This window comes from Pseudomonas sp. SDO5215_S409 (genome assembly GCF_054071325.1).
This window is the reverse complement of record NZ_JBSVWN010000001.1, coordinates 53,810-76,153: the sequence shown is the minus strand read 5'-3', so window position 1 is coordinate 76,153 and position 22,344 is coordinate 53,810. Positions and strand designations below refer to the sequence as shown.

The 22,344-nt window shown below is 64.8% G+C and carries 11 protein-coding genes; 5 read left to right on the top strand and 6 right to left on the bottom strand.

All coding sequences use genetic code 11. The annotated features are described in order from the left end of the window. Positions 1-115: 115 nt before the first annotated feature. Complete coding sequence (locus ACW9H9_RS00140; RefSeq protein ID WP_457341067.1) at positions 116-1,006, bottom strand: LysR family transcriptional regulator; 891 nt, start codon at positions 1,004-1,006, stop codon at positions 116-118. 108 nt (positions 1,007-1,114) lie between these two features. On the opposite strand from ACW9H9_RS00140, the gene ACW9H9_RS00135 reads away from it, so the two are divergent. After that, complete coding sequence (locus ACW9H9_RS00135) at positions 1,115-1,507, top strand: tautomerase family protein (RefSeq protein WP_457341068.1); 393 nt, start codon at positions 1,115-1,117, stop codon at positions 1,505-1,507. 53 nt (positions 1,508-1,560) lie between these two features. Here the strand turns inward: ACW9H9_RS00135 and ACW9H9_RS00130 are convergent, their stop codons facing one another. Further along, a complete protein-coding gene (locus ACW9H9_RS00130; RefSeq protein WP_457341069.1) occupies positions 1,561-1,968 on the bottom strand; it encodes a winged helix-turn-helix transcriptional regulator in 408 nt (135 codons plus the stop codon). Between the two features lie 149 nt (positions 1,969-2,117). Here ACW9H9_RS00130 and ACW9H9_RS00125 point away from each other — a divergent pair, with 149 nt between their 5' ends. The 3 genes from ACW9H9_RS00125 (at position 2,118) to ACW9H9_RS00115 (ending at position 4,292) form a co-directional block, all read left to right on the top strand. After that, on the top strand, positions 2,118-2,678 hold the full coding sequence (locus ACW9H9_RS00125) for an ester cyclase (protein ID WP_457341070.1): 561 nt from the start codon (positions 2,118-2,120) through the stop codon (positions 2,676-2,678). A 20-nt stretch (positions 2,679-2,698) separates the two neighbouring features. Next, entirely contained in the window at positions 2,699-3,169 is a 471-nt protein-coding gene (locus ACW9H9_RS00120; protein ID WP_457341071.1) for a YybH family protein, read from the top strand. A 253-nt stretch (positions 3,170-3,422) separates the two neighbouring features. After that, positions 3,423-4,292 carry an isocitrate lyase/PEP mutase family protein gene (locus ACW9H9_RS00115; RefSeq protein WP_457341072.1) on the top strand — a complete coding sequence of 290 codons (870 nt, stop codon included), beginning with the start codon at positions 3,423-3,425 and terminating at the stop codon, positions 4,290-4,292. A 17-nt stretch (positions 4,293-4,309) separates the two neighbouring features. On the opposite strand, the gene ACW9H9_RS00110 is transcribed toward ACW9H9_RS00115, so the two are convergent. Further along, positions 4,310-5,971 carry an ABC transporter ATP-binding protein/permease gene (locus ACW9H9_RS00110; protein ID WP_457341073.1) on the bottom strand — a complete coding sequence of 554 codons (1,662 nt, stop codon included), beginning with the start codon at positions 5,969-5,971 and terminating at the stop codon, positions 4,310-4,312. A gap of 199 nt (positions 5,972-6,170) precedes the next feature. Between ACW9H9_RS00110 and fhuF the strand changes: the two genes are divergently transcribed. Beyond that, complete coding sequence (gene fhuF / locus ACW9H9_RS00105) at positions 6,171-6,854, top strand: siderophore-iron reductase FhuF (protein ID WP_457341074.1); 684 nt, start codon at positions 6,171-6,173, stop codon at positions 6,852-6,854. Between the two features lie 21 nt (positions 6,855-6,875). Here the strand turns inward: fhuF and ACW9H9_RS00100 are convergent, their stop codons facing one another. From ACW9H9_RS00100 to ACW9H9_RS00090, 3 genes are read right to left on the bottom strand one after another with little or no spacing between them, the layout of a single operon-like run. Continuing rightward, the gene (locus tag ACW9H9_RS00100) at positions 6,876-8,486 is read right to left on the bottom strand and encodes a cyclic peptide export ABC transporter (RefSeq protein ID WP_457341075.1); all 1,611 of its coding nucleotides are present in this window, start codon (positions 8,484-8,486) and stop codon (positions 6,876-6,878) included. Further along, positions 8,487-12,236: a non-ribosomal peptide synthetase gene (locus tag ACW9H9_RS00095; RefSeq protein WP_457341076.1), complete on the bottom strand. Its 3,750-nt coding sequence runs from the start codon at positions 12,234-12,236 to the stop codon at positions 8,487-8,489. It abuts the gene before it with no gap. Beyond that, entirely contained in the window at positions 12,233-22,321 is a 10,089-nt protein-coding gene (locus ACW9H9_RS00090; RefSeq protein ID WP_457341077.1) for an amino acid adenylation domain-containing protein, read from the bottom strand. Before ACW9H9_RS00090 ends, ACW9H9_RS00095 begins: the two co-directional genes overlap by 4 nt. Positions 22,322-22,344 lie beyond the last annotated feature (23 nt).

Here is a 22,344-nt window from a genome sequence, read left to right as displayed (position 1 = left end):
GGCAGTCGTAGGCAAGTACCGTTGGAACGAGGTGAAAAATACATGACGAATAACATTTAAATCAATAGATGTAGCTAAACATTTATTTTAAGGGCGTAGAAATCCGGCTAGAAAACTACTGCAACCCGTCTGTAACCGCCTGAATTAGCAGCTCATTGGCTTGGCGCAAATTGCCGGGTTGTGACGCGTGGGCCACCCAGATACCCATGTTGAGTTCAAAGTCGTTGAGGTGGACCACTGACAACTCATTGGCATTGGGCATGACCTGGAGCAGCCTCTGCGGGATAAGCCCCAAGCCCATCCCGGCGGCCACCATGCGCATTTGCATGGCCGAGCCCTGGGTGTCTACCGCTAGTTTCAAACGCTGCCCGCGCGCGCCCATCGCCGCTTCGAGCGCGGCCCGATACCCGCAGCCTTGCGGGTTCAAGACCCATTCCAGCGACGACAGGCTGTGCACATCGGCAGCGGCGCTGACCAGGGGTTTTTGTTTGCTCTGCACCACCAGAATGTCGAGCGTGGTGATCAAGTGGCAGCGCAGAGGCGGCGGCGGGGAGTTGGGCGCCAACACCATCAGCGCGGCCGCGTCGAGCTCTGCGCGTAGCATCATCTGCTCAAGCGTGGTGCTCCAGTCGGTCACCACCTGCATTTCGACGTGGGGGAACTGTTCACGCATCCCTTTGACGACATCGAACATCACCGCGTCCGCGACGATTTGCGTCAACCCCACCCGAAATCGCCCGCTCGGCATGGCCCGCTCTTGGGGGATGCTCAACAGGTGCTGCGCCTCCCGCAGCACCTCAACGGCCTTTTCATACACCCGATAACCCATCGCGTTGGGCGAGGGCGGGCGAGTGGTGCGATCGAACAACTCAGCGCCCAGGGTTTCCTCCAGGTGTTGAATGCGCCGGGACACCGCCGACTGAGTCAGGTGCAGCGTCTGCGCCGCCTTGGTCAACGAGGCACAGTCGATCACTGTGACTAACGCCTTCAAATCCTGAAATAGCATGCTCAACTCTCATGATCTTTAGGAAAACTATGCGCTTGATGAATCGCAGCGTCGAGCCTACTTTTATAGCACCTCCCACTGAACGGGTTTGTTCCCAAGGATTTTCCCATGCCATTAGTCAGAATCGACCTTGCTGCCGACACTTCCGCCCAAACCGCTGCCGCAATCGGCGACGTGGTTTACGAGGCCATGGTCAGCACCGCAAATGTGCCGGAACACGACAAGTTCCAGATCATCAACCGCCACCGCCAAGACGAGCTGGTGTACCCGGCTGCGGGCTACCTGGGGGTGACCTACACGCCAAAAATCGTATTCATCCAGGTGACTTGGAATGGCGGGCGCTCGGTCGAGGTGAAAAAGGCGTTCTATAAAGCCATTGCCGAGGGAATTCACGCCAAGACCGGGCTGCGCAAGGAAGACGTCTGGATCAGCTTGATCGACGTAAAACGTGAAGACTGGTCGTTTGGCAACGGTGAGATGCAATACGCGCCGACCGAATGACCTACTGCATAACCCGGAAGGTACAGCCCCTGCGCCTCCCGGGTTACGCCGCGCTACACCGCCGTCATCTGCTCCAATGTCGCCACACGCTCATCGTAGTCCTGCTGGGCCTGGGCGATTCGCGGCATGTTCGACTCGGCCCAATGGGCCAGACGCTCCACGGTATCGCCCAGGGTCGCGCCCAATTCAGTCAGCGAGTATTCAACCGTGGGCGGCACGGTCGGGAAGACCTGGCGCTCGACCAGCCCGTCGCGCTCCAGGCGTTTCAGGGTCTGCGACAACACCTTCTGCGAAATTCCCACGATGTCGCGACGCAGTTGATTGAAGCGGATGCGCTCACCGGCGCTGAGCCGGTCGATCAGCAACAGCACCCATTTGTCTGCCAGCCGGTCGAGCATGACCCGCGCCGGGCAGTTGGCGGCAAATACGTCGTAGGCCGGGTTTTCGCGGTACTTCGCCATGGTGGTTACTCCTGGGTAATCTGGTGAGCCGATGGTGCCTTCTTGAGCCCTTAGTGTCCAATGGATACCATCTTTTCACGGATCGCGGTCCGGATAAGCCGTCCTGGCTTGTCGACCCCGCCGGATACCCCTCGATAAAGGAACTCCCCATGAACACCGTACCGAAACAGTCGGGGCAGCGTGCTGCCTGCAAATTGGCCATCCTGGCCTTCAGCGCTGTGTTGTTGCCCGCCATGGCCAGCGCCGCAGAACTGGTGACGCCCGTCAAACTGGTGGTCGACCAGAGCCTGCCAAAAGCCCAGGCCGAGGCGCAGATTTTGGCCGCCCGGCGTTTCGACACGTTCTGGAACACCGGTGACGAAGCCCTGGCCCGCGCCGCACTGGCGCCCACGTTCATTGACAACACCCTGCCACCGGGCCGCCCGCAGGGCATCGACGGCGTGCTTAAAGCCTCCAAAGCGTTTCGCAGCGCCGTGCCGGACCTGCGGTGCGAGGTCCTGCAAATGATCGTTGCCGGGGACCGAGTGATGTCTTCCTTGCGCTTCACCGGCCATTTCACCGGCAGCCTGGGCGAGAAAAAAGGCCAGGGGCAAGCCGTGGACTTTATCGCCATGGACATCTACCGCATTGCAGACGGCCGTGTCGCCGAGGACTGGCACTTGGAAGACAACCTGACGTTCCTGCAACAAGCCGGCCTGGTGGCCCGATAAGCACGGTAAAGGAGAACCCCATGAAAACAACTCATCGTTACCTCCGGTGCTGGGCACTGACCGTCGCCGCCCTGTGGGGCACGGCAGCCTTCGCCGGTGAGGCAGGCGTGACCGTGCACAGCGGCCCCAGCGACGCCTTGCAAGCCTGGCGCACCGCGCTGCAAGCTGGCGACGCCCAGGCGATTTCACGCATGCACGGGCCTGCCACGGTGGTGTACGGCATCGACACTGCGGCCACGCGGGGCGCTCAAGCCATCATGGCAGGCTACGACACGCTGTTTGCGCGCTACACCGCCCAGGTGGACATCCGCGATGCCGGCTGGGTGCGCCAGGGGCCGTTGCTCAGCTCGTGGGGCCAGTTCGTCCTTACCCTCACACCCCGCGACGGTGGGAGCCCGGTGCAGATCGACGGGCGCTTCTCGGACCTGGCAGTGTGGGCTGACGATCACTGGCAATACGTGATGGACCACGCCTCGGTGCCCAGCCACTGAAACACCTCAGCGAAAATAACAGGCGCAGCGCCAAAGCGTTGCGCCTGTGGTGCACATCTACCACCCGCGAACGTTATAATCGCCGCCGACGCCAAAAAGAGCAGGGCGTTTCAGTCCGCCAAAAACGGCTCGACTGCCCTGCAACGGCCGATTCGCAACCTTCATCAATCTATTTTTTTTGCATGATAGGCTAGCCATATTCTTGAATTGTCACTGGTCGTTCCCGTGCCTACGGCGACAGTGAGGAGCGCACATGTCCAAAGTGTCACACCACGATCTACGCCGCGCGTTTCGCGATTTGCTGGCATCCAACAGCTGTTTTCACACCGCTTCGGTCTTCGACCCCATGTCGGCGCGTATCGCCGCTGACCTTGGGTTTGAAGTGGGCATCCTGGGCGGCTCCGTGGCCTCGCTGCAGGTGCTGGCCGCGCCTGACTTTGCATTGATCACCTTGAGTGAGTTCGTCGAGCAGGCCACCCGCATCGGCCGCGTCACGCAGTTGCCGTTCATTGCCGACGCCGACCACGGCTACGGCAACGCCCTCAATGTGATGCGCACCGTCCAGGAACTGGAGCGTGCGGGTGTGTCGGCACTGACGATCGAAGACACGTTGCTGCCTGCGCAATTCGGGCGTAAATCCACTGACCTGATCAGCACCGAAGAGGGCGTGGGCAAGGTCAAGGCGGCGCTGGAAGCTCGGGTCGATTCGCAGTTGGCGATCATCGCCCGCACCAACGCGGCGGTGCTGCCGGTGCAAGACGTGGTCTATCGCACCCAGGCCTATCAGGACGCCGGGGCGGACGGTATTTGCATGGTGGGCATCCAGGACTTCGATCACCTGGAGCAGATCGCCAAGGGCCTGACCGTGCCGCTGATGCTGGTGACGTACGCCAACCCGAACCTGAACGACAACGAACGCCTGGCCAGCCTGGGTGTGCGAGTGGTCGTGGCGGGCCATGGGGCGTACTTTGCGTCGATCAAGGCCACCTACGACAGCCTGCGCGAACAACGCAACCTCACGCGCAGCACCTCGAACCTGAGTGCCAGCGAACTGACCCAGACCTACACCTTTCCCGAAACCTATATGGAATGGGCCGAGAAGTTCATGGAGGTCAAGGAGTAAGGTCAGATAAAGCCGCGCTAGGACAGCTCCAGCACCTGTTGATGGAGCGCCCTCAGCGAGGCGTTGTGGCCCACGCTGATCACAATGGTGTGGGGCAGGTGCTGCTTGAGCAGGGTGTAGCACCGTGATTCGTTCTGCGCGTCCAGCGCCGAACTGCTCTCGTCAAGAAACAATACCGCCGGGCGTGCCAGCAGCGCACGCACAAAGGCGCAACGCTGTTGCTCACCCACGCTCAGCCACTGCGACCAGTCGTGCTCCTCATCCAAGTGTTCGTTCAAGTGCTCAAGACCCACCTGCGCCATGGCGAGCTTCACCGCCTCATCGTCGTGTGGCCGGGGCACATTGGGAAACCAGAGGGCTTCGCGCAGACTGCCCAGCGGCAGGTAGGTTTTCTGTGCCAGCGTCAATGAGCGTGCCAGGTCGTAGCGGGCCGAGCCCCGCGCATGTTGCCAGACCCCCGTCAGCGCACGGATCAGCGTGGACTTGCCATACCCCGACGGCGCGCTGATCAACAGGCTGTCCCCGGGTTTGAGGGCCAGGTTGAAGCCGTTGATCAACCCCCGGCCATCCGGCAGCCAGATGTCCAGCTGGCTGACGTGCAAACCGTCGTCCTGTTGCGTCAGCACCACGTCAGACGAGGTCCGCACCTGATCCAGGCGCTGCTGGAACCCGCTCAGCCGGTCGATCACCGACTTCCACTCGGCCAGTTCCGGGAACACTTCCACCAGGTACGCAATGGCCGCATGCACCTCGCCAAACGCGGAGCTGATCTGGGTGAGGCGTCCCAGGGTAAAGGCTCCGGCGAAAAACTGCGGCGCCATGATGAACATCGGAATCACCGTGGCGCTGCGCAGGTAAAACGTGGAGTAGCCCATGATCAGCTTCTGCTTTTTCACCAGCACCCAGAAGTTCTGCAGCGCAGCTTCCAGGCGCTGGTTGAACCGCAGGTTTTCCACCGCTTCGCCACGGTACTGGGCCACCGAGTCGGCATTCTCTCGCAGGCGCATCAGCGAGAAACGAAAGTCAGCCTCGCGCCGCTGTTGCCTGAAGTTCAAGTGCGGCAACGCGCGCCCCAGCCAAAACGCCACGCCGGTGCCCAGCACTGCGTAAAGGATCGCCACCCACACCAACAACCCGGGGACCACCAGGGGCTCGTCGCCAAGCGGCAAGCGGATCAGGCCCGAGGCGTGCCACAGGATGTTCAAAAAGGAAAACAGCGACACCACCGCCGTCAGCAGGCCCAGGCTCAACTTGAGGGATTTGATGATGAACAGGTTGATGTCTTCGGCGATCCGCTGGTCGGGGTTGTCCACCTCGGTTTCGTTCAGCTTGAGCTTTTGGTAACGCTGGCTGCCCAGCCACTGATCGAGGGTGTTGCGCGTGGCCCAGCGGCGCCAGAGCAGCGTGAGTTTTTGCTGGAAGTGAAAGGCGCCCACGGTAAAGGTCGCCAGGCCGGCTTGCAGCAGGATGAACTGCGCACTGCCGATCAGGAACCCCGGGTAGTTCTTGTCCTGCAAGGCATTATAAAAGTGCAGGTTCCAGAAGTTGTTGAGGATATTGACCCCCACCAGGCACAGGTTCATCAGCACGGCAGCCACCAGCAACCGCAAGGCGGGGTACTTCTGTTCGGAGGTCCAGAAAGGCCGTGCCAGGCGCCAGAAATTGCGAAGTGTATGCATGAGGGTTGATGAGGTCCGCTCGCTGATGACGTTGAGTTTGCAGGGGAGGGAGGATAGGATCCGCCAATGCTAATCGCTTGCATTAATAAGCGAAAGCCACGAGGGCCCCGTTATCGAATTTCCAGAATGGCTGACGCAGGCCTGGCCGCCCCTACAACGGGTCATCCAGCCTGAGCCCAAGGGCCAGCCTTGCATCCGGTTGAGCCAGGTGGCCGACCCCGCCTTGTTGCACCCGCTGCTCGACACCTTCGCCCTGCAATACCCGGGTGTGAACAGGCCGGCGGTGGTGTCGCAATGGTCGATGAACTACATGAGCATCGTGGTGCCCGCCACCCTGGCGTGTGTGCTGACGCGGCATCGCGCCATCGATTTCTGGGGCGACACCGATGTGTTGCTGCTCGATGGCGGCCAGCCCATGGCGCTGAATTTCGCCAGCCCCTTGGCGCACATCCAGGCCACCGAGCGCGCCGCGTACTGGTCGCGCTGGGTGCATGAGCACCTGGCGCCCTTGTTCGCCACCTTGGCGACGGCAGGCGGCCTGGCGCCAAAAGTGCTGTGGGGCAACTTTGTCGCGATCTGGGACGGTGCCTTTGAGCGGCTCGACCCCGGCCTGTCCCGCGACGGGTTTGCCGAGGCCCATCAGTGGCTCGCCCCGGTTACCGTCAACCACGGGCGTTTGACGTTGCGTGGCTTGCAGCGCCAGGTCCCGTCCCCTGCGCCAGACATCTGCCCAACGCTGGCGCTGCGCAGGCATTGCTGCCTGCATTACCAGTTGCACCCGTTGGTGCCGGGCGAGCCGTTGGTGCTGTGCGAGTCCTGCCCCAAACTGCATCGCCTGCCGGTGGCCGAGCAGGTGAGCTACCTGCATTCGCTGTACGACTAAGGGCGCGCTGCGTCAGAGGTTCTACGCGCTAACCTCACTCAATCGCCCGTGTTCGATGCGTATCAAGCGATCGGCCAGGGCGAAATACCCGTCATCGTGGGAAATCACAATCACCAGTTTGCCGCGTGCCCGCAGGTCCGCGAGGATGCGCGTGTAGAAAAAGTGCTTGAACACCGGGTCCTGATCGGCCGCCCACTCGTCAAACAGGTAGCAGGGGCGGTCATCCAGGTACGCACTGAGCAGCGCCAGGCGCTTGCGTTGCCCGGTCGACAGCGCAAGCGTGGTCAACCGGCCGTGCTCGATTTGCACCTTATGGTCCAGTTGCAGGTGCACCAGGTAATCCTGGGCCTGTTGCACCAACTGCGGGTCGTCGCCGTCGAACAGGTTCTCGAACAGGCAGAAGTCAGTAAAAATCGCCGAAAAATGCTGCCGGTAATGGTGGTTGTCCGTGCTGGAAGACACCTGTTCGTCCAGCATCACCTCGCCGCTTTCCGGGCGATACAGCCCTGTCAGCAACAGCGCCAGGGTGGTCTTGCCGCTGCCATTGCCGCCGGTGATGAACACCACCTCACCGGCGTTGAGCGTGACGTCGATGGGCCCGAGCGTGAAATGCCCGTCTTCGCGTTCGCGGTAATAGGTGTGCGTGACCTGCCGGCAGGCCAGGCTGCGCACCTGCGTCGGGGCGAACGTTTCAAGCGTCTCGCTGGCGCCCTGCATTTCGCCTTCCAGCGCGTGGATCTTGTTCAGCGCGACGCTGGCACGGCCCAGGGTGGGCAGGGCGTGCATCAGCTCCGACAGCGGCGTGATCATGTACAGGATCGCCAGGATATAGCCGGTGACCAGGCTCGCGCTCAGCTCGATAAAGTGCGGCGCGGCAAACAGCACCACGCCGATCAGCAGGTAGAACACCGCATTGCCCCAGTTGAGCACCACCGCATAAATGCTCATGCCCCGCACGAAATCCCGGCGGTATTGCTGGCTGACCGGCAGCAGCAGGCGCGTAAAAAAGTGCTGGCGACGCGGGTGGTTGAGTTGCAGTTCCTTGCTGCCATCGGTGAGCAGGCGGTAGTGATCGAACAGTTGATCCTTAAGCTCCCGCGCCCGCGAGATCGACGTGAGCGCCCGGCGTTGCGGCCAGTTGAAACTCAGGCTGCCCAGCAGAATCAAGGCCACCGTTACCCCCAGCAACGGCAGGCTCAGCCACCCCAAATAGCCCAGGCACGCCACGATGATCCCGCCGTTGACCAGCATGATCGGCACCAACTCCACGGCCTGGCTGATGGTTTGCGTGTCGTCGGTGAGCATCGCCAGCAGGCGGTGTTTGCCCAGGCGCTGCAATTGCGCATAGGGCGTGTCCACCAGTTTGGCGCTCAGGTGCAGGCGCATATCGTTGACGGCCGCCTGGCCCAGGCGCAACAGGCTGATGTCGGACACCACCCGCGACACTGCCACCAGCAAAACCAGGCCCGCAAAATACAGGCCGTCCACCGGGCGTAACTGGTCAAACACCGACAGGCTGTGGTTGATCATGGCGATCAAGCCTGCCGCCGCAAGGCCACAGGCCAGGCCCGTGACCGTCGCCACCAACAGGGCGCGCCACGAGCGCTTGGCCATGAGTATCAGCAAATCCATTCAAACCGCTCCATCTGTCGTCACGGCCGCAAGGCGGGCGACCAATTGTTGATGCACCGTGGGGTGCGCAAGGATATTCAAGTGCTGCGCCTCCACGGTGCTGCTCGCCCAGGGCCCTCGGCTCAGACGCTGCCATTGCGGGTCGACGAACCCCGCTTCCTGCAAGGTGTCACTGGCCCACCACACCTGCACCGCGCAGCTTAGCTGCGGCAGCTGGAAGGAGGCCAGCAACTGTTGCGTCAGTTGCTGATAACCCAGGCGGGTGTGCAGATGCTCCCAACTGTCGCCGTTCAGTTGCAGGCCTTGCTGGCGGGCCCACTGTGCCAGTTCCGGCAGGCGCTGCGCGGGGGGCAGGGCGTCGAGCCGTGCCGTCAATTCGGCCAACACCGGCGCGGGCAACTGGTGCAGCACGGCCTGGCTGGCCGTTGTCAACGCGGGCACCGCCGAGGCCAGCAACGCTTCGACGCTGTCTTGCGCCGCCGTGTGCTGGTACTGCGAATCGACAATCCCCAAAAAGGCCACCTGCTCGCCGCAGCGCTCCAACTGCGCCGCGGCGGTGACGGCCAGCAGCCCGCCCAGGGAAAAGCCTAGCAAGTGATACGGCCCATGGGGCTGCTGACGGCGCAGGTGCTCGACATACACTGCCGCAAGGCGCTCCATGTCGGCGTCGCCCGGGGCGGCGCTGTCGGTGCCCAGGTATGTGGCCTGCAAGCCCCATAGCTGCCAGTGCGGCAGATGAGGCAACAGCGCCCGATAATCCTGCACATGGCCGGTGGACGGGTGGAAACAGAACAGGTTGGCGCCCGTGGCGTGCGCGTCGGCAGGCGACAAGCGCACCAGTGGCGATAGCTCGAACTGCGCCTGCACCAGCGTCGCAAAGGCTGAGACCGTCGGTGCGTTGAACACCGCATTGACCGTCACCGGTGCCGACAACACCGTCTGCAAGCGGCTGGCCAGGCTGACAGCGGCCAGCGAATGCCCGCCCAATGCAAAAAAATCGTCGTCGATGCCCACCCGTTCCAGGCCCAGCACCTGTGCCCACACCTCGGCCAAGAGCGCCTCCAGTGGGGTGCGCGGCAACGCGCCGCCGACGTTGTCCAGGACTTTGTCGGCCCACTGCTGCAGGGTCTTGCGGTCAAGTTTGCCGTTGCCCATCAACGGCAAGGCTTCGACGATGCGCAGGCTCGGCAGCATGTAGTCGGGCAGGCGGTCCTGCGTCTGGCCGTGCAACTGCGCCACGGTCACCGAGTGCCCGGGCAGCAAGGTCAGGAACGCGAACAGTTGCAAGCCCAGTTCGCCCTTGGCGATGCCTTCCACTGCGGCTTGGGCCACGCCCGGCAAACCGGCGAGTTGTGCCTGGATCTCGTCAAGCTCCACGCGAAACCCGCGCACCTTGACCTGGCGGTCGGCGCGGCCGCTGATCTCGACGCTCGCGTCGTGGTGATAACGCGCCGTGTCCCCGGTGCGGTACAGGCGTTCACCGTCACGCTCGATAAAGCGCCCGGCGTTCTGCTGTGCGTCCAAATAACCGCGGGCCAGCTGCGGGCCAGCGATATACAGCTCACCAGACTGCCCGGGCGCCACCTGTTGCTGCTGCGCGTCGAGCACATACAGGCGCATCCCGTCCAGCCGGTCATCCAGCGGCAGGCGCGCGTAGTCGCAGGCCGGGTCGACCTTGTGCATCACCACGCCCACCGTGGTTTCGGTGGGGCCGTAGTGGTTGAACACGCTCAGCGCGGGGGCGAGTCGCTGCACCTGTTGCAACAGGCGCCGTGAACACGTCTCGCCGCCCAGGATCAGCTGTTTATGCGGCAATACCTCGGCGCTCTGCGCGTGCAGCAGCCAGGCATCAAGCAGGGACGGCACGACCTTCAAATGGTCGATGGGGTAGAGCGCCTGCCAGGCGGCCCAGGCGCGGGCGTCCATCGCGGTGGTCTTGTCCAGCAGGTGCAGTTCACCGCCGCTGAGCAACGCCGGGAACAGCAGGGTGTAACCCAGGTCGGCGGCCAACGAGGTCACCACCGCGCTGCGCTCGCCCGGCTTCAGGTGCAGGCGCGAGGACACGCTGGCCACGTAACTGGACAGTTGCGCATGCTCGACGATAACGCCCTTGGGCACGCCAGTGCTGCCGGAGGTGAACAGCACGTAGGCCGCGTCTTCCGGCGCAATCGCGGGCGCCACATCGCTCATCGGTGCTTGTTGCCACACGGCGCTGTCACGCAGGTCCAGGCTGCCCATGCCCGCTTGCGCCGGGGCCGGGCCCGCCGCGCCACTGAGCACAAAGCGCGGCTGCGCCTGTTGCAGGATCGTCAGGGTTCGTTGCGCGGGCTGGTGCACGTCCAACGGCACAAACGCCGCGCCGCTCTTGAGCACGGCAAACATCGCCAGCACCATCTGCGCCGAGCGGTCCAGGTACAACGCCACGCGGTCTTCGCGGCCAATGCCTTGGGCGCGCAGGTAATGCGCCAACTGGTTGCTGCGCGTGTGCAGTTCGCTGTAGCTCAGGTGCTCGCCTGCGTCGCGCAGCGCCAGGTGGTCGGCAAAGCGCGTAGCTGTTTCAGCGAACGCCTGCGGCACACTGACAAACGCGGTGGCCTGCGTGGCACCCTGGCGAGCGGCCAAGGCGGCCGCAAACCCCGGCGCGTGCACCGACAGTTCGGCCAAGGGTTTGCCGGGGTGGTTGAGCGCGTCCAGCAGCAGCGATTGCAACTGCTCCAGCAAGGTCTGCGCGGCCGCCACGCTGTAGCGGTCAGCGCGGTGGTGCAGGCGTAGTTGGCCTTGTGCATTGGCCACCAGCAGCAGTTCCATGCCCAGCGGCACCGCGTCCAGCGCCACGACCTTGAGCGACGTCTCGACGGGCGCCACCCATTGGAAGCCAAACGCGACGGGGTCTGTGGCTGGCGAGTATTCCTGCCATTCGACGGCGTGCTCGCGCAGCGTGCGCAGGGCGGCCAGGGCGTGGCCAAAGGGTTGCTCCGCCGCCGGTTGCCAGGGCAGGGGCAGGGCCTTGGCGAACAGCCCCCAGCAGTCGGCCAGTTCTTCATAGTCGTCGCGGCAGTCGTGCACCCAGTTGAGGGTGAGTGCCGGTTGGTCACCGGCGCTCAAGCGTTGCAACAGCACGCCCCAGGCCGCCATCAGCAGGTGTTCGACGGGTTCGGCCTGTGCCTGCAAGGCCGCCTTCAACGCGGGGTTGACGGTGGCCTCGGTGGTCAACAGCGTGGCGGGCACATCGCTGCGGGCTCGCCGGTACAGCACTGCTTGGCTTGCCTGTGTGCCCAGTGCCTGCTCGCGCCAGAACGTGCGCCCGTGTTCGGCATCCTCATCGGTTTGCAAATCGTGCAGCCACGCACTGTATTGGGTGTAGGTCATGGCCTCGTCGTCGGGCACCGGCGTTTGCGCCGAACCCAGCGCCCGGGCCAGGCGTGACAAGGTGCCGTGGTCAGCCGTCAGGGCGGGCAGGTGCAGTGTGACGCGCTGCACATCGTCGGCCTGCGCCTGCACGTCGACCAGCACCACGCAAGCGGCGGCCAGCCCTTGCAACGGCACCTGCAACCCCGGCGCAGGCCGGGTTTGCAAACGCAGTGCGTCGTGACACGCGGCCAAGGCCGTCAGCCGCGCCTGCAACTGCGCCAATGCAGGCGCGCCGCGCACGTCCAGCACCAGGCGGGCCGCCGGTGCGCCCGCCAACCACTGGCTGCGTTGTTGAGGCGAAAGGGCAAAGGCTTCTTCGCGTTCCTCGTACATGCTCATGCCTGCTCCTCGGCGCGGTTCAATGCTTCACGGTTCATCATCTGGCCCATGGCGACGCAAATCTTGCGCTCGCCTTCAAACGGGTCACGGGCGTGGGCCACCAGCATATTGTCGAGCATCACCATGTCGCCTTTTTGCCAGGTAAACCGCACGGCACAGGCCTCGTAGGCGGCGCCGATCACGTCCATCACCGCATCTTCGATCACACTGCCGTCGCCGTAATAGACGTTGCGCGGCAAGTTGCCCGGGCCGAACAGGTTGATCAGGTTGCTGCGCACTTCGGGCTCCAGGCAGGCGCTGTGGTGCAGTTGCACCTGGTTGAAGAACGACGCTTGACCGGTGTCCGGGTGCGCGACAATCGCCGGGCAATGCTGGGCAATGCGCAGGTTGTCGGGCCCCAGCCATTCCCAGCGCATGCCCGATTGCCGGCACTGGCGTTCGACTTCTTCACGCATTTCGGTCTTGAAAAAGTCCTGCCAGCGCACGTCCAGCTTGTCGGTGAAATGGCGCACATACAGCAAACCCTGCGCCTTGAAGCGCTCGACAATCGCTGGCGGCAACTGCGCCAGCACCTGGCGGCAATCGACAATCGGCGTGCACCCGCCGCGCGGCGCCGGGATCTCGCAGAAGAACCATTGCTTGCGTGGCCACTGCGCCAGGTGCGAGCTCTCGTTGTGGAACAGGATCATGTGCTGTTCCGGGTACGGTGTGGAGTGGTAGATGTTCTTGCCCGAGGTGTTTTTCGGCAGGTCGCCATAGGTGCCGTACAGGTCCGGCTCGATGGCCTGGGCGAACTGCTCGAAAGCGGCGGCGTCCGGCAGGTGGAAGCCGCGGAAGAGCAAGCCGCCATGGCTGCGCAACTGCGCGTTGATCCAGTCGCGCGCCTGCACGGCCCAGTGCACCGGGTCCAGGTCGGCCAGCAGCGGCTCGATCACCAGCGGCAAGGGTTGCCCGTCGTTCAAGGTGCGCACGCGCACCTGTTCGTGGGCCAGCTGGCTCACGCCGGTGGCGCGGGTCTGCTTGAGCTTGCTCATCTTCGACAGCTTGCGGGCGCTGCGCGCTTGCGCGTCGTCGGCGGCAACCGGCACCGGTGCGGGCTCGCCCGCCGGGCGCCAGGCCCAGTCTTCAATGCTCAGGCGTTCCAGCAATTGCTGGAAACCTTGCTCCAGGTGGGCAACGGTCTGCGCCTGCAACACGCTGGTGCGGTACACCCAGCGCACGTTCAGGCCCTGTTCACTCTCCTCGACAAACACCGCCAGGTCGAACTTGCTGGTTTCCTGGCGCAGCTCCAGGTGCTCCACCTCAAGGTCGCTCAGGCTGGCAGTGCCCTCGGGAGTGTTCTGCATCACAAACAACACCTGCACCAGCGGGTTGACCCCCGGTGTACGCGGCGGTTGCAGGGCTTCCACCAGTTTGTCGAACGGCACCTGCTGGTGCTGGAACGCGGCCAGGCAGTCGTCGCGCAGCCGTTGCAGGCGGCTGTCGAAGCTGTCGCTGTCGTGCAGACGGGCGCGAATTGGCAGCACGTTCACAAAGAACCCGATCAGGTTTTCCAGCGCTGGGTGCTCACGGTTGGCAAGGTCAGTGCCGACGATAAAGTCGTTGGCCCCCATCGCCCGTTGCAGCAGGCTGTTGAACGCGTTGAGCAGTACCATGAACAGCGTCGCCCGGTGCGCTTGGGCATAAGCCTTGAGCACGCGGGTCTGGGCGGGCGTGACGTGTTGCGTCAGGGCTGCGCCCTGGTAATCCGGCTGGGCAGGGCGCGGCGCGTCCAGTGGCAACGGGATCAACGTCGGTGCGCCCTCAAGCTGGCGGCGCCAATAGTCGATCGCCCGGGCCAACAGGCGTTGTTGCGGTTCGCTGCGTTGCCAGTGGGCGTAATCAGCGTATTGGATCGGCAATGGCGAATAGGCCGGCTGCGTGCCGCTCGCATACGCCTGATACCCGGTGATCAACTCTTGCATCAGCACGCCCATGGACCAGGCATCGGTCGCGATGTGATGCAACACCAGTTGCAGCACATGCTCATCAGCGCCCAGGCGCAGCAGGTGGGCGCGCAGCATTGGCGACTGTTGCAGGTCGAACGGCTGCGCGGCGTTTGCGTCGATGTGGTTTTGCAAGGCCTGCGCTTCGATGGCCGTAGGCGTGAGGTCGAGCACCGGGGCGTCACTGATGACCTGGCACGGTTGCTCGCCCTTGAGCACAAACGCGGTGCGCAGCGATTCGTGGCGCTCCAGCACGCGCTGCAAGGCATTTTGCAACGCGCTGATATCCAACGCACCGCGCAGGCGCACCACGCTGGACATGTTGTAGGCCGCGCTCGGGCCCTCGAAACGGTCGAGGAACCACAGCCGTTGCTGGCTGTAAGACAGCGCCAGCGCCTGGTTGCGCGGCACCGGCACGATGTCGTGGCTGTCGTGTTCCTGCGCCTGCTGGTCAACCTTCTGGGCCAATTGCTCCAGGGTGCCGCCTTCAAACAAGGTGCGCAGCGGCAGGTTGACGTTCAGCCGTCGACGGATGCGCGACAGCATCTGGGTGGCCAACAGTGAGTGGCCGCCGATGGCAAAAAAGTCATCGTGCACACCCACCTGGCCCACGCCGAGGATCTCTTGCCACAGCTCGGCCAATACGGTTTCCGTTGGGGTACGCGGCGCCACCGCCACGCCTAGGGCGTGCTCGGCCTGCGGCACGTCCAGCGCGGCGAGGGCCCGGCGGTCGACTTTGCCGTTGGGGTTGAGCGGCAATTGCGCCAGGCCCAGCCAGCGCGCCGGCACCATGTAAGCCGCCAACTGCCCGGCCAGGTGCGCGCTCAGCACCTGCTGCGCGGTGTGCCCGCCCAGCTCGGCTGCGCTGTCGAGTACGTACCAGGCCACCAATTGCAACGCCCCCCGGGCATCGGGCAGCGCCAGTACCGCCGCGCTGTCCACCGCCGGGTGTTGCATCAGGCGGTTTTCGATTTCGCCCAGTTCGATGCGGTGGCCACGGATCTTCACTTGCTGGTCGCGCCGCCCCAGGTATTCGATTACCCCGTCGGCGCGCAGGCGGCCGATATCGCCGCTGCGGTACAGGCGCGCGCCCGGTTGCAACGGGTGCTCCACAAACGCTGCGCGGGTGCGCTCGGGATCGCGCAGGTAGCCTCGGCCTACACCGACGCCGCCGATGCACAGCTCACCCGGCACGCCAATGGGCACGCTGCGCAGCTCGGCGTCCATCACGAATACCTGGTTATTGGCCGTGGGCCTGCCGATGGGCATGTGCAGGCAGTCATCGCCTGGCGCCTCGGTCATGGGGTAAAAGGCCACGTCGTCCGAACATTCGGCCGGGCCGTAGGCGTTCATCAATGCAACCGCCGGGAAGCGTGCGAACCAGTCCTGGGCCAGGGCGGGCGGCAGCGCTTCGCCGGTCGGCAATAACCAGCGCAGGCTGGCCAGGTCGTGGTGCGCACGGCTCTCCTGCAGCATGCCACGCATCAATGCCGGGACGGTTTCGAGCAAGGTCAGTTGCTGCGCCTGCACGGCGTCGAGCAGGGCCTGCGGGTCGTGGGCCTGGGCGTCCGGCAGGATATGCACGGTGGCGCCCACCAGCGGCGCCGCGAGGAACTGCCACACGCAAATGTCGAAGGCGGGCGAGGCGGTCTGCGCGATGTGATCGTGTTCGCCAAGGCCCAGCGCGGGAACCTTGCCGAAGATGTTGTTGAGCATGCCGCGCTGTTCCACCATCACACCTTTGGGAGTGCCGGTGGAGCCGGAGGTGAAAATCACGTAGGCCAGTTGGTCGGGGGTGTGCACGTACTCGACCGCTGGCCGGGCCTCGCCTTGCCACAGGGTTTGTGCGATCAGGCAGGTGGGCTGCTGGGCCAATTGGGGCAGTACCGCGTCCAGCGCGGCGGTGGCCTGTTCACACACCAACAGTAACGGCGCCTGCCCCAGGTCCAGCAGTTCTGCCAGGCGCGTGGCGGGCTGCTGGATGTCCAGTGCCTGGAAGGCGGCGCCGGCCTTGAGCGTGCCGATCATCGAGGTCAGCAAGTCCAGACCGCGCTCGGCAAACAGCGCCACCAGGGTTTCAGGGCCTGCGCCCGCCGCTTGCAGGGCATGGGCCACCGCGTTGGCGCGGCGGTCCAGCTCGGCGTAGGTCAGCGTATCGTTCTGGTCAACCGCGGCGATCTGCTGCGGCCGTTGGCGCACCTGTTCGGCGAACAGCGCGGCGTAGCCTTGCTCCAGCGGGAACGTCACTGCGCTGCGGTTCCAGTCTTCCTGCAATTGCCGACGCTCAGCCTCGGGCAACATGGCCAACCCACCCAGTGTGGACTCCGGCGCATCCAGCATGCTGCTGAGCAACTGCACCAGGTGCCCGAGCATGCGGTGCACGGTGTCGGTGGCAAACCGCTGACTGTCGTAGGACAGGCGAATGCCCAGGCGGTCGCCGGGGTACAACACCACCGTCATCGGGAAGTTGGTGTGCACGCGGTCTTCATAAATGTCGATGCTGAAGGCATCCAGTTGCACGCTGCTGATGTCCAGCGGGGCGTTTTCAAACACCACCAGGCTGTCAAACAGTTGCTGGCCACGCGGCACCTTGCTTGCTCGCTGGATGTCCACCAGTGATGCGCTTTCGTGCTCGCGCAAGCGTGCATTGTGCGACAGCAGCGCCTGCAACCAGTCGCACACGCGGGCGCCAGGGTCCACGTCGATGCGCAGCGGCAGGCTGTTGATGAACAGCCCGACCATTTCCTCCACACCGGCAAGGTCGGTGGGGCGGCCTGCCACGGTCACGCCAAACAGCACGTCGCGCTGGCCGCTGTAGCGTGACAACAACAAGGCCCAGGCCCCCTGAATCCAGGTGTTGGGGGTCAGCTGATAGTGCTGGCACAGCTGCTGCAAACGCTGGGTCTGGCTGATGCTCAGGGTCTGGTCGAAATCGCCGACCTGTTCCGGCGCCTGTTCCGGGCGCGCCAGGGGGCTGTCCACTTGCAGTGGCGTCGGCTCGCTGAACCCGGCCAGTTCAGCCTGCCAGAAGGTTTGTGCGGCGGCCATGTCCTGGCGTTCCAGCCAGCTCATGTAGCCACGGAACGAGCGCATGCGCGCACGCGCCACCGGCTCCTGGCGCACGGTGGCCTGGTAGATCGCCAGCAGGTCTTCCATCAGCAGGCCGAAGCACCAGGCATCGGTGAGGATGTGGTGAAAGCTGCGCACCACGGCAAAACGCCGCTCACCGAGCTGGAACACCCGCAGGTGGGTCAGGGGGGCGCTGCTCATGTCAAAGCCCTGCACACGCTGGGCTTCCAGCGCCTGGTCCATGGCCTCGCGCTGTTGTGCGTCGTCCAGGTGGCGCAGGTCTTGCCAGTCGAACGCCGGGGGCGTGTGGCGGTACACGCATTGCAGCGGCGCGTGGTCCTCTTGCCACCAGAACGCGGTGCGCATCATCGGGTGCCGGTCCAGGAACACCTGCCACGCCGCTTCCATGGCCGGGCGTTGCAACACGCCGTCCCAGCTGTAGCGCTGCTGCATCAGGTAGATGCCACTGTGAGGTTGCAGCAACGTGTGCAGCAGCATGCCTTGCTGCATGGACGACAGCGGGTAGGCGTCTTCCAGGTTGGCCCAGTCCAGCGGCTCGGCGGCCAGGGTCGCCGCTTGTGCGTGGCACAGCGGGAACGCTTCGCTGGCCGGGCGCAACCCAGGCTCGACCAGCAGCCCGGCCAGTGTGGCGAGGTGTTCGACCAGGCGTGGTGCCCAGTCACTGGCCAGCGGGCCTTCGCAGCGCACCTGCACGCGTCCGTCCTGCCAGTGGGCGTCCAGGCTCAAGGCATGGCGCGAAGCGGCGGACGTGCTGGCCGCCATCACCTGGCCCAGCAGGCCACGGGCTTCCCGGTGGCCGTCGCGGTCGCCCTGCCAGCGAATGGCGACGGGCGCGGCGGGCAATTCAAGCAGCGGTTCAAGCAGGTAGGTGTTGTCGGACACGTAGCGCAGCGCGCCATAGTCGGCGCCATGCTGCGGGTAGGCACGCAGTTGCGCGGCCACGGCCTGCAAGCGTTGCAGCGGGCTGTCGCCCTCGCGTTGCAGGAACACCGGCACCGCCAGGTCCAGCGCACCGAGGATGCGTTGCGGTTCCAGGTCGGCCTGCACAATCGGCGCGCTAACCGCCAGCCGCTCGGCGGCCGGGCGTGCCGCGTGCAGGTCGAGCGCCATCAGGCCGTCGTCGCCGAGCTCCATCACGGCGGCGGCCAACAGGCTGTTCCAGTCCAGCTGCAGCACCTGGGCCAACCGCTTGAGGTCTGCCGAAACCGTTGTGCTCAGGGCTTGCTCCACCACATGGCTGGGTTGCGGGCTGTCTGGCAGTTGCAAGGTGTCGGCCCCGGCGTATTGCAGCCAGTGTTCCCAGGTGTCATCCAGGGCGTCGCTGTGGGCGTACGCGTGTTGGTGACGGGTCCACGCGGTGAAGTTGCCGCCCGCGTACGCCAGGCGCACCGGCCGCTGGTACAGCACCTGGGCCAACGCCAGGTTGAGGTCGCCGAGCAACAGCTCCCACGAGGCTTCATCCAGGCACAGCGGGTGCGCGGCGAGCAACAGGTAGTGCTGGCCGTCACCGCTCAACAGGTTGGCATGCAGGGTTTGGCCCGCGTGCAATTCCAGCGCGTCCACACCCGCCTGGGCCAACTGCGGCAACTGCTGCGGCGCGTACACACCGTGCGCAATCGCTGCCGCTTTGGGCGCGACCAACACGCGCTGCTGCCATTCGCCGTCCGGCTGGCAATGCAGCGCCAGGCGCAGGGCTTGATGATGCTGTTGCAAGGCGGCCAGCGCCTCGCCGAGCAGTGCGTGGCTGATCGGCTGCGCAAGCACCACGCAACGCCAGGTGGCCTGCAACGGGCCTTGTTGCAGGCGTGCCAGTTGCCCGGCGCCCAGGGGCAGTGCGTAGCCGTCGGCGAGTTGTTCGGCCACCGCCTGGCTGGCGTCGGCCCCCAGCACCCGGGCGATGTCGGCGATGGTGCGGTTTTCGAACAATTGACGCGGGGTGAGCTTGAGCCCTTGCTGGTTGGCGCGGGCGATGATTTGCAGGTTGAGGATCGAGTCGCCGCCGATGGCGAAGAAGTTGTCGTGCACACCCACCTGGTCGCGCTTGAGCACCTCCTGCCAGATGCTCGCCAGCAGCGTCTCCACTTCATTGCGCGGGGCGACGTGGGTGGCGCTGTCGTCAACGCGGGTGTGGGGGAGCGGCAGGCGCTGTGCATCGACCTTGCCGTTACGGTTCAGGGGCAGCTCGTCCAGGCTGATGAAATGCGTCGGCACCATGTAGTCCGGGACCCGGGTGCTCAAGTCATTGCGCAACTTGACCGGCGACAACGACTGGCTGGCCACCAGGTACGCCACCAGGCGCAGGCTGCCGTCCAGCTCCACGGCGCGCACCACGGCCTGCTCGATCAGCGGCGACAGGCGTTTGAGCTGCGCTTCGACTTCGCCCAATTCCAGGCGGTTGCTGCGGATTTTCACCTGGCTGTCGACCCGGCCCAAAAAGGCCAATTGCCCGTCCACCCACCAACGCACGCGGTCGCCGGTGCGATACCAGCGCTGCTGTTGCTCGTCGGTATGAAAACGCTCGGCCGTCAGGTCGTCACGGTGCAGATAGCCGGTGGCGAGCGCGCCGCTGATCAACAGTTCGCCGCTGACACCGGTGGCCACCTCGCGCCCGTGGGTGTCCACCACGCGCAGTTGCCGATTGGGCAGCGGACGGCCCAACGCGATGCTGCGCTGGCCCGGTGCAAGCTCGGTGGCAATCGCGCCCACCGTGGCTTCGCTGGGGCCGTAGTGGTTGAACACCCGCAAGCTCGGCGCCAGGTCGTTGACCTGTGCCAGCAGCGCCGGGCTCAAGGCATCGCCGCCAAACACCAACAGAGACGTGGGCAGCAGCCGCGCATCTGGCAGTGCCTGCAACAAACCGCTCAGGTGACTGGGGGTGATTTTCAGTACGTCCACCGGGTATTGGCTGAACAGCTCGGCCAAGGCCAGCGGGCTGAAACCGCTGTCGTCATCCACCAGCAACAGGCTGCCGCCGCTGCACAGGGCGCCGAACAGTTGGGTGTGGCCCAGGTCTGCGGCCACGCTGGACAGCAAGCCGTAACGGGCCGCGGCAGGCGGCTTGAGCACCGCGTGCACGGCCGTCAGGTAATCGACGATGGCCCGGTGTGACACCACCACCCCTTTGGGTGTGCCGGTGGAGCCCGAGGTGTAGATCACGTAGGCGGCCGCGTCCGGTTGATGGGCGACCACGGGCGGGGTGTCTGGCTGCGCGGCAATCGCGCTGGCCTGTTCGGCAAGGCACAGCAGCGGCGTGTGCGCGGCCAGGCTGCCGAGCAAGGGTGACGGCGCTGCGCCGATCAGCAGGGCGGCGCGGCTGTCCACCAGCACATCGGCCAGGCGCCCGGGCGGTTGCTTGAGGTCCAGTGGCAAGTAGGCCGCGCCCGCCTTGAGCGTGGCGAGCAGGGCGATCACAAAGTCCGCGCCGCGCTCCAGCGCCAGGGCTACCACGCCGCCTGGGCCTATGCCTTGGGCGTGCAGGTGCTGGCTCAGGCGGTTGGCGCGTTGGTCCAGCTCGCGGTAGCTCAGTTCACCCTGGCGGTCGCGCAGGGCAGGGTGCGCGGGCGCCGTCGCCGCCTGTTGTTCCACCCATTGGTGCAGGCACACCGGGGGCACGGCCAACTGCGGGCCACGGCCCATGCTTTGCAATTGCTGGCGTTCTTCAACGCTCAACCAGTCCAGTTCAGCCACCCGGCAGTGCGGCTGCGCAGCCATGGCCAAGAGCACTGCGCGCAACTGGGTCGACAGCACGGCGATCTGTGCATCGCTGAAGCGGCTGCGGTTGTAGCTGAACAGGTAATGCAATTGCTCGCCCGGTATCACGATCAGTGACAGCGGGAAATGGTTGCGCCCCTGGGTGAGGGTGAGGCCGTCAACGGCCTGCTCGCGGTTCGGATCGGCAAAGCTCAGGCCGCCTGCGTCCTGGTTGAGCGCGTCGGTGACCGGGAAGTTTTCAAACACCAGGATCGAGTCGAACAGCGCTTGCTCGGCGGCGATCCGGGTCATGGCCTTGAGTTTGCCCAACGGCAGGTAGGCATGGTGGCGCAGGTCGCTGTTGGCTTGCTGCAACTGTTGCAGCCAGTCCACCAGCGCCGGGCCCTCGGCCCATTGCACGCGCAGCGGCAGGGTGTTGATGAACAGGCCCACGGTGCTGTCCACCGCCGCAAGGTTTTCCGGGCGACCGGCCACGGTCACGCCGTAAATCACCTCGTCACGCCCGGCATGTGCGCCCAGCAGCACGGCCCAGGCGCCCTGGATCAGGGTGTTGAGGGTCAGGTGATGGCGGCGCGCGAATTGCGCCAAGTGCTCGGTTTCGTCTGCGCTCAGGCGGTTTTCCCGTTCGGCGCACGGCGCGTCGGCCGCAGGCGTGATACGCGGCCCGAAGTCGGGCAGCGGCGTGGGCTCGCTGACGTCTTGCAGCTGTTCGCGCCAGAAACCCTCGGTGGCGGCCATGTCCTGCTCGGCAAGCCAGGCGATGTAATCGCGGTAGGCCCGCGTGGGCGGCAGTTGGGCAGGGCGATTGTGGGCGTGCTCGTAGTACAGCGCCAGCCATTCCTGGATCGCGATGCCCACGCTCCAGCCGTCCATGATGATGTGGTGGAAGGTCCAGATCAGGTGCCAGCGCTGGGGTTCCAGACGTACCAGGGTCAGGCGCATCAGCGGTGCGTCATTCAATTCCAGCGGCTGTGCACGCTGCTCCAGCGCCAGCTGTTGCAACGCGGCCTTGGTGTCGGTGCGGCCTTGCCAGTCCAGCTCGGCCAGCGGCAGGTCGAGGTCGGTCTGCACCACTTGGTAGGCGTCGTCCAGGTCCTCCCACAAAAACGCGCTGCGCAGCACCGCGTGGCGTTGCATCAGGGCTTGCCAGGCGCCGCGAAACGCCTCCAGCTGCAACGGGCCGTTCATTTCCAGGCTCAGTTGCTGGTAATACACCCGGGAATCGGGCTCGACCACACTGTGGAACAACAAGCCGTGCTGGGTCGGCGAAAGGGAGTAGATGTCTTCGATGTTGTTCATGGTTAGCGATCCATTTCAAATAC

What these genes read in the sequence shown, in the direction of transcription:
- ACW9H9_RS00140 (WP_457341067.1), bottom strand. Translation starts at nt 1,006, where the DNA reads ATGCTATTTCAGGATTTGAAGGCGTTAGTCACAGTGATCGACTGTGCC.
- ACW9H9_RS00135 (WP_457341068.1), top strand. Translation starts at nt 1,115, where the DNA reads ATGCCATTAGTCAGAATCGACCTTGCTGCCGACACTTCCGCCCAAACC.
- ACW9H9_RS00130 (WP_457341069.1), bottom strand. Translation starts at nt 1,968, where the DNA reads ATGGCGAAGTACCGCGAAAACCCGGCCTACGACGTATTTGCCGCCAAC.
- ACW9H9_RS00125 (WP_457341070.1), top strand. Translation starts at nt 2,118, where the DNA reads ATGAACACCGTACCGAAACAGTCGGGGCAGCGTGCTGCCTGCAAATTG.
- ACW9H9_RS00120 (WP_457341071.1), top strand. Translation starts at nt 2,699, where the DNA reads ATGAAAACAACTCATCGTTACCTCCGGTGCTGGGCACTGACCGTCGCC.
- ACW9H9_RS00115 (WP_457341072.1), top strand. Translation starts at nt 3,423, where the DNA reads ATGTCCAAAGTGTCACACCACGATCTACGCCGCGCGTTTCGCGATTTG.
- ACW9H9_RS00110 (WP_457341073.1), bottom strand. Translation starts at nt 5,971, where the DNA reads ATGCATACACTTCGCAATTTCTGGCGCCTGGCACGGCCTTTCTGGACC.
- ACW9H9_RS00100 (WP_457341075.1), bottom strand. Translation starts at nt 8,486, where the DNA reads ATGGATTTGCTGATACTCATGGCCAAGCGCTCGTGGCGCGCCCTGTTG.
- ACW9H9_RS00095 (WP_457341076.1), bottom strand. Translation starts at nt 12,236, where the DNA reads ATGAGCATGTACGAGGAACGCGAAGAAGCCTTTGCCCTTTCGCCTCAA.
- ACW9H9_RS00090 (WP_457341077.1), bottom strand. Translation starts at nt 22,321, where the DNA reads ATGAACAACATCGAAGACATCTACTCCCTTTCGCCGACCCAGCACGGC.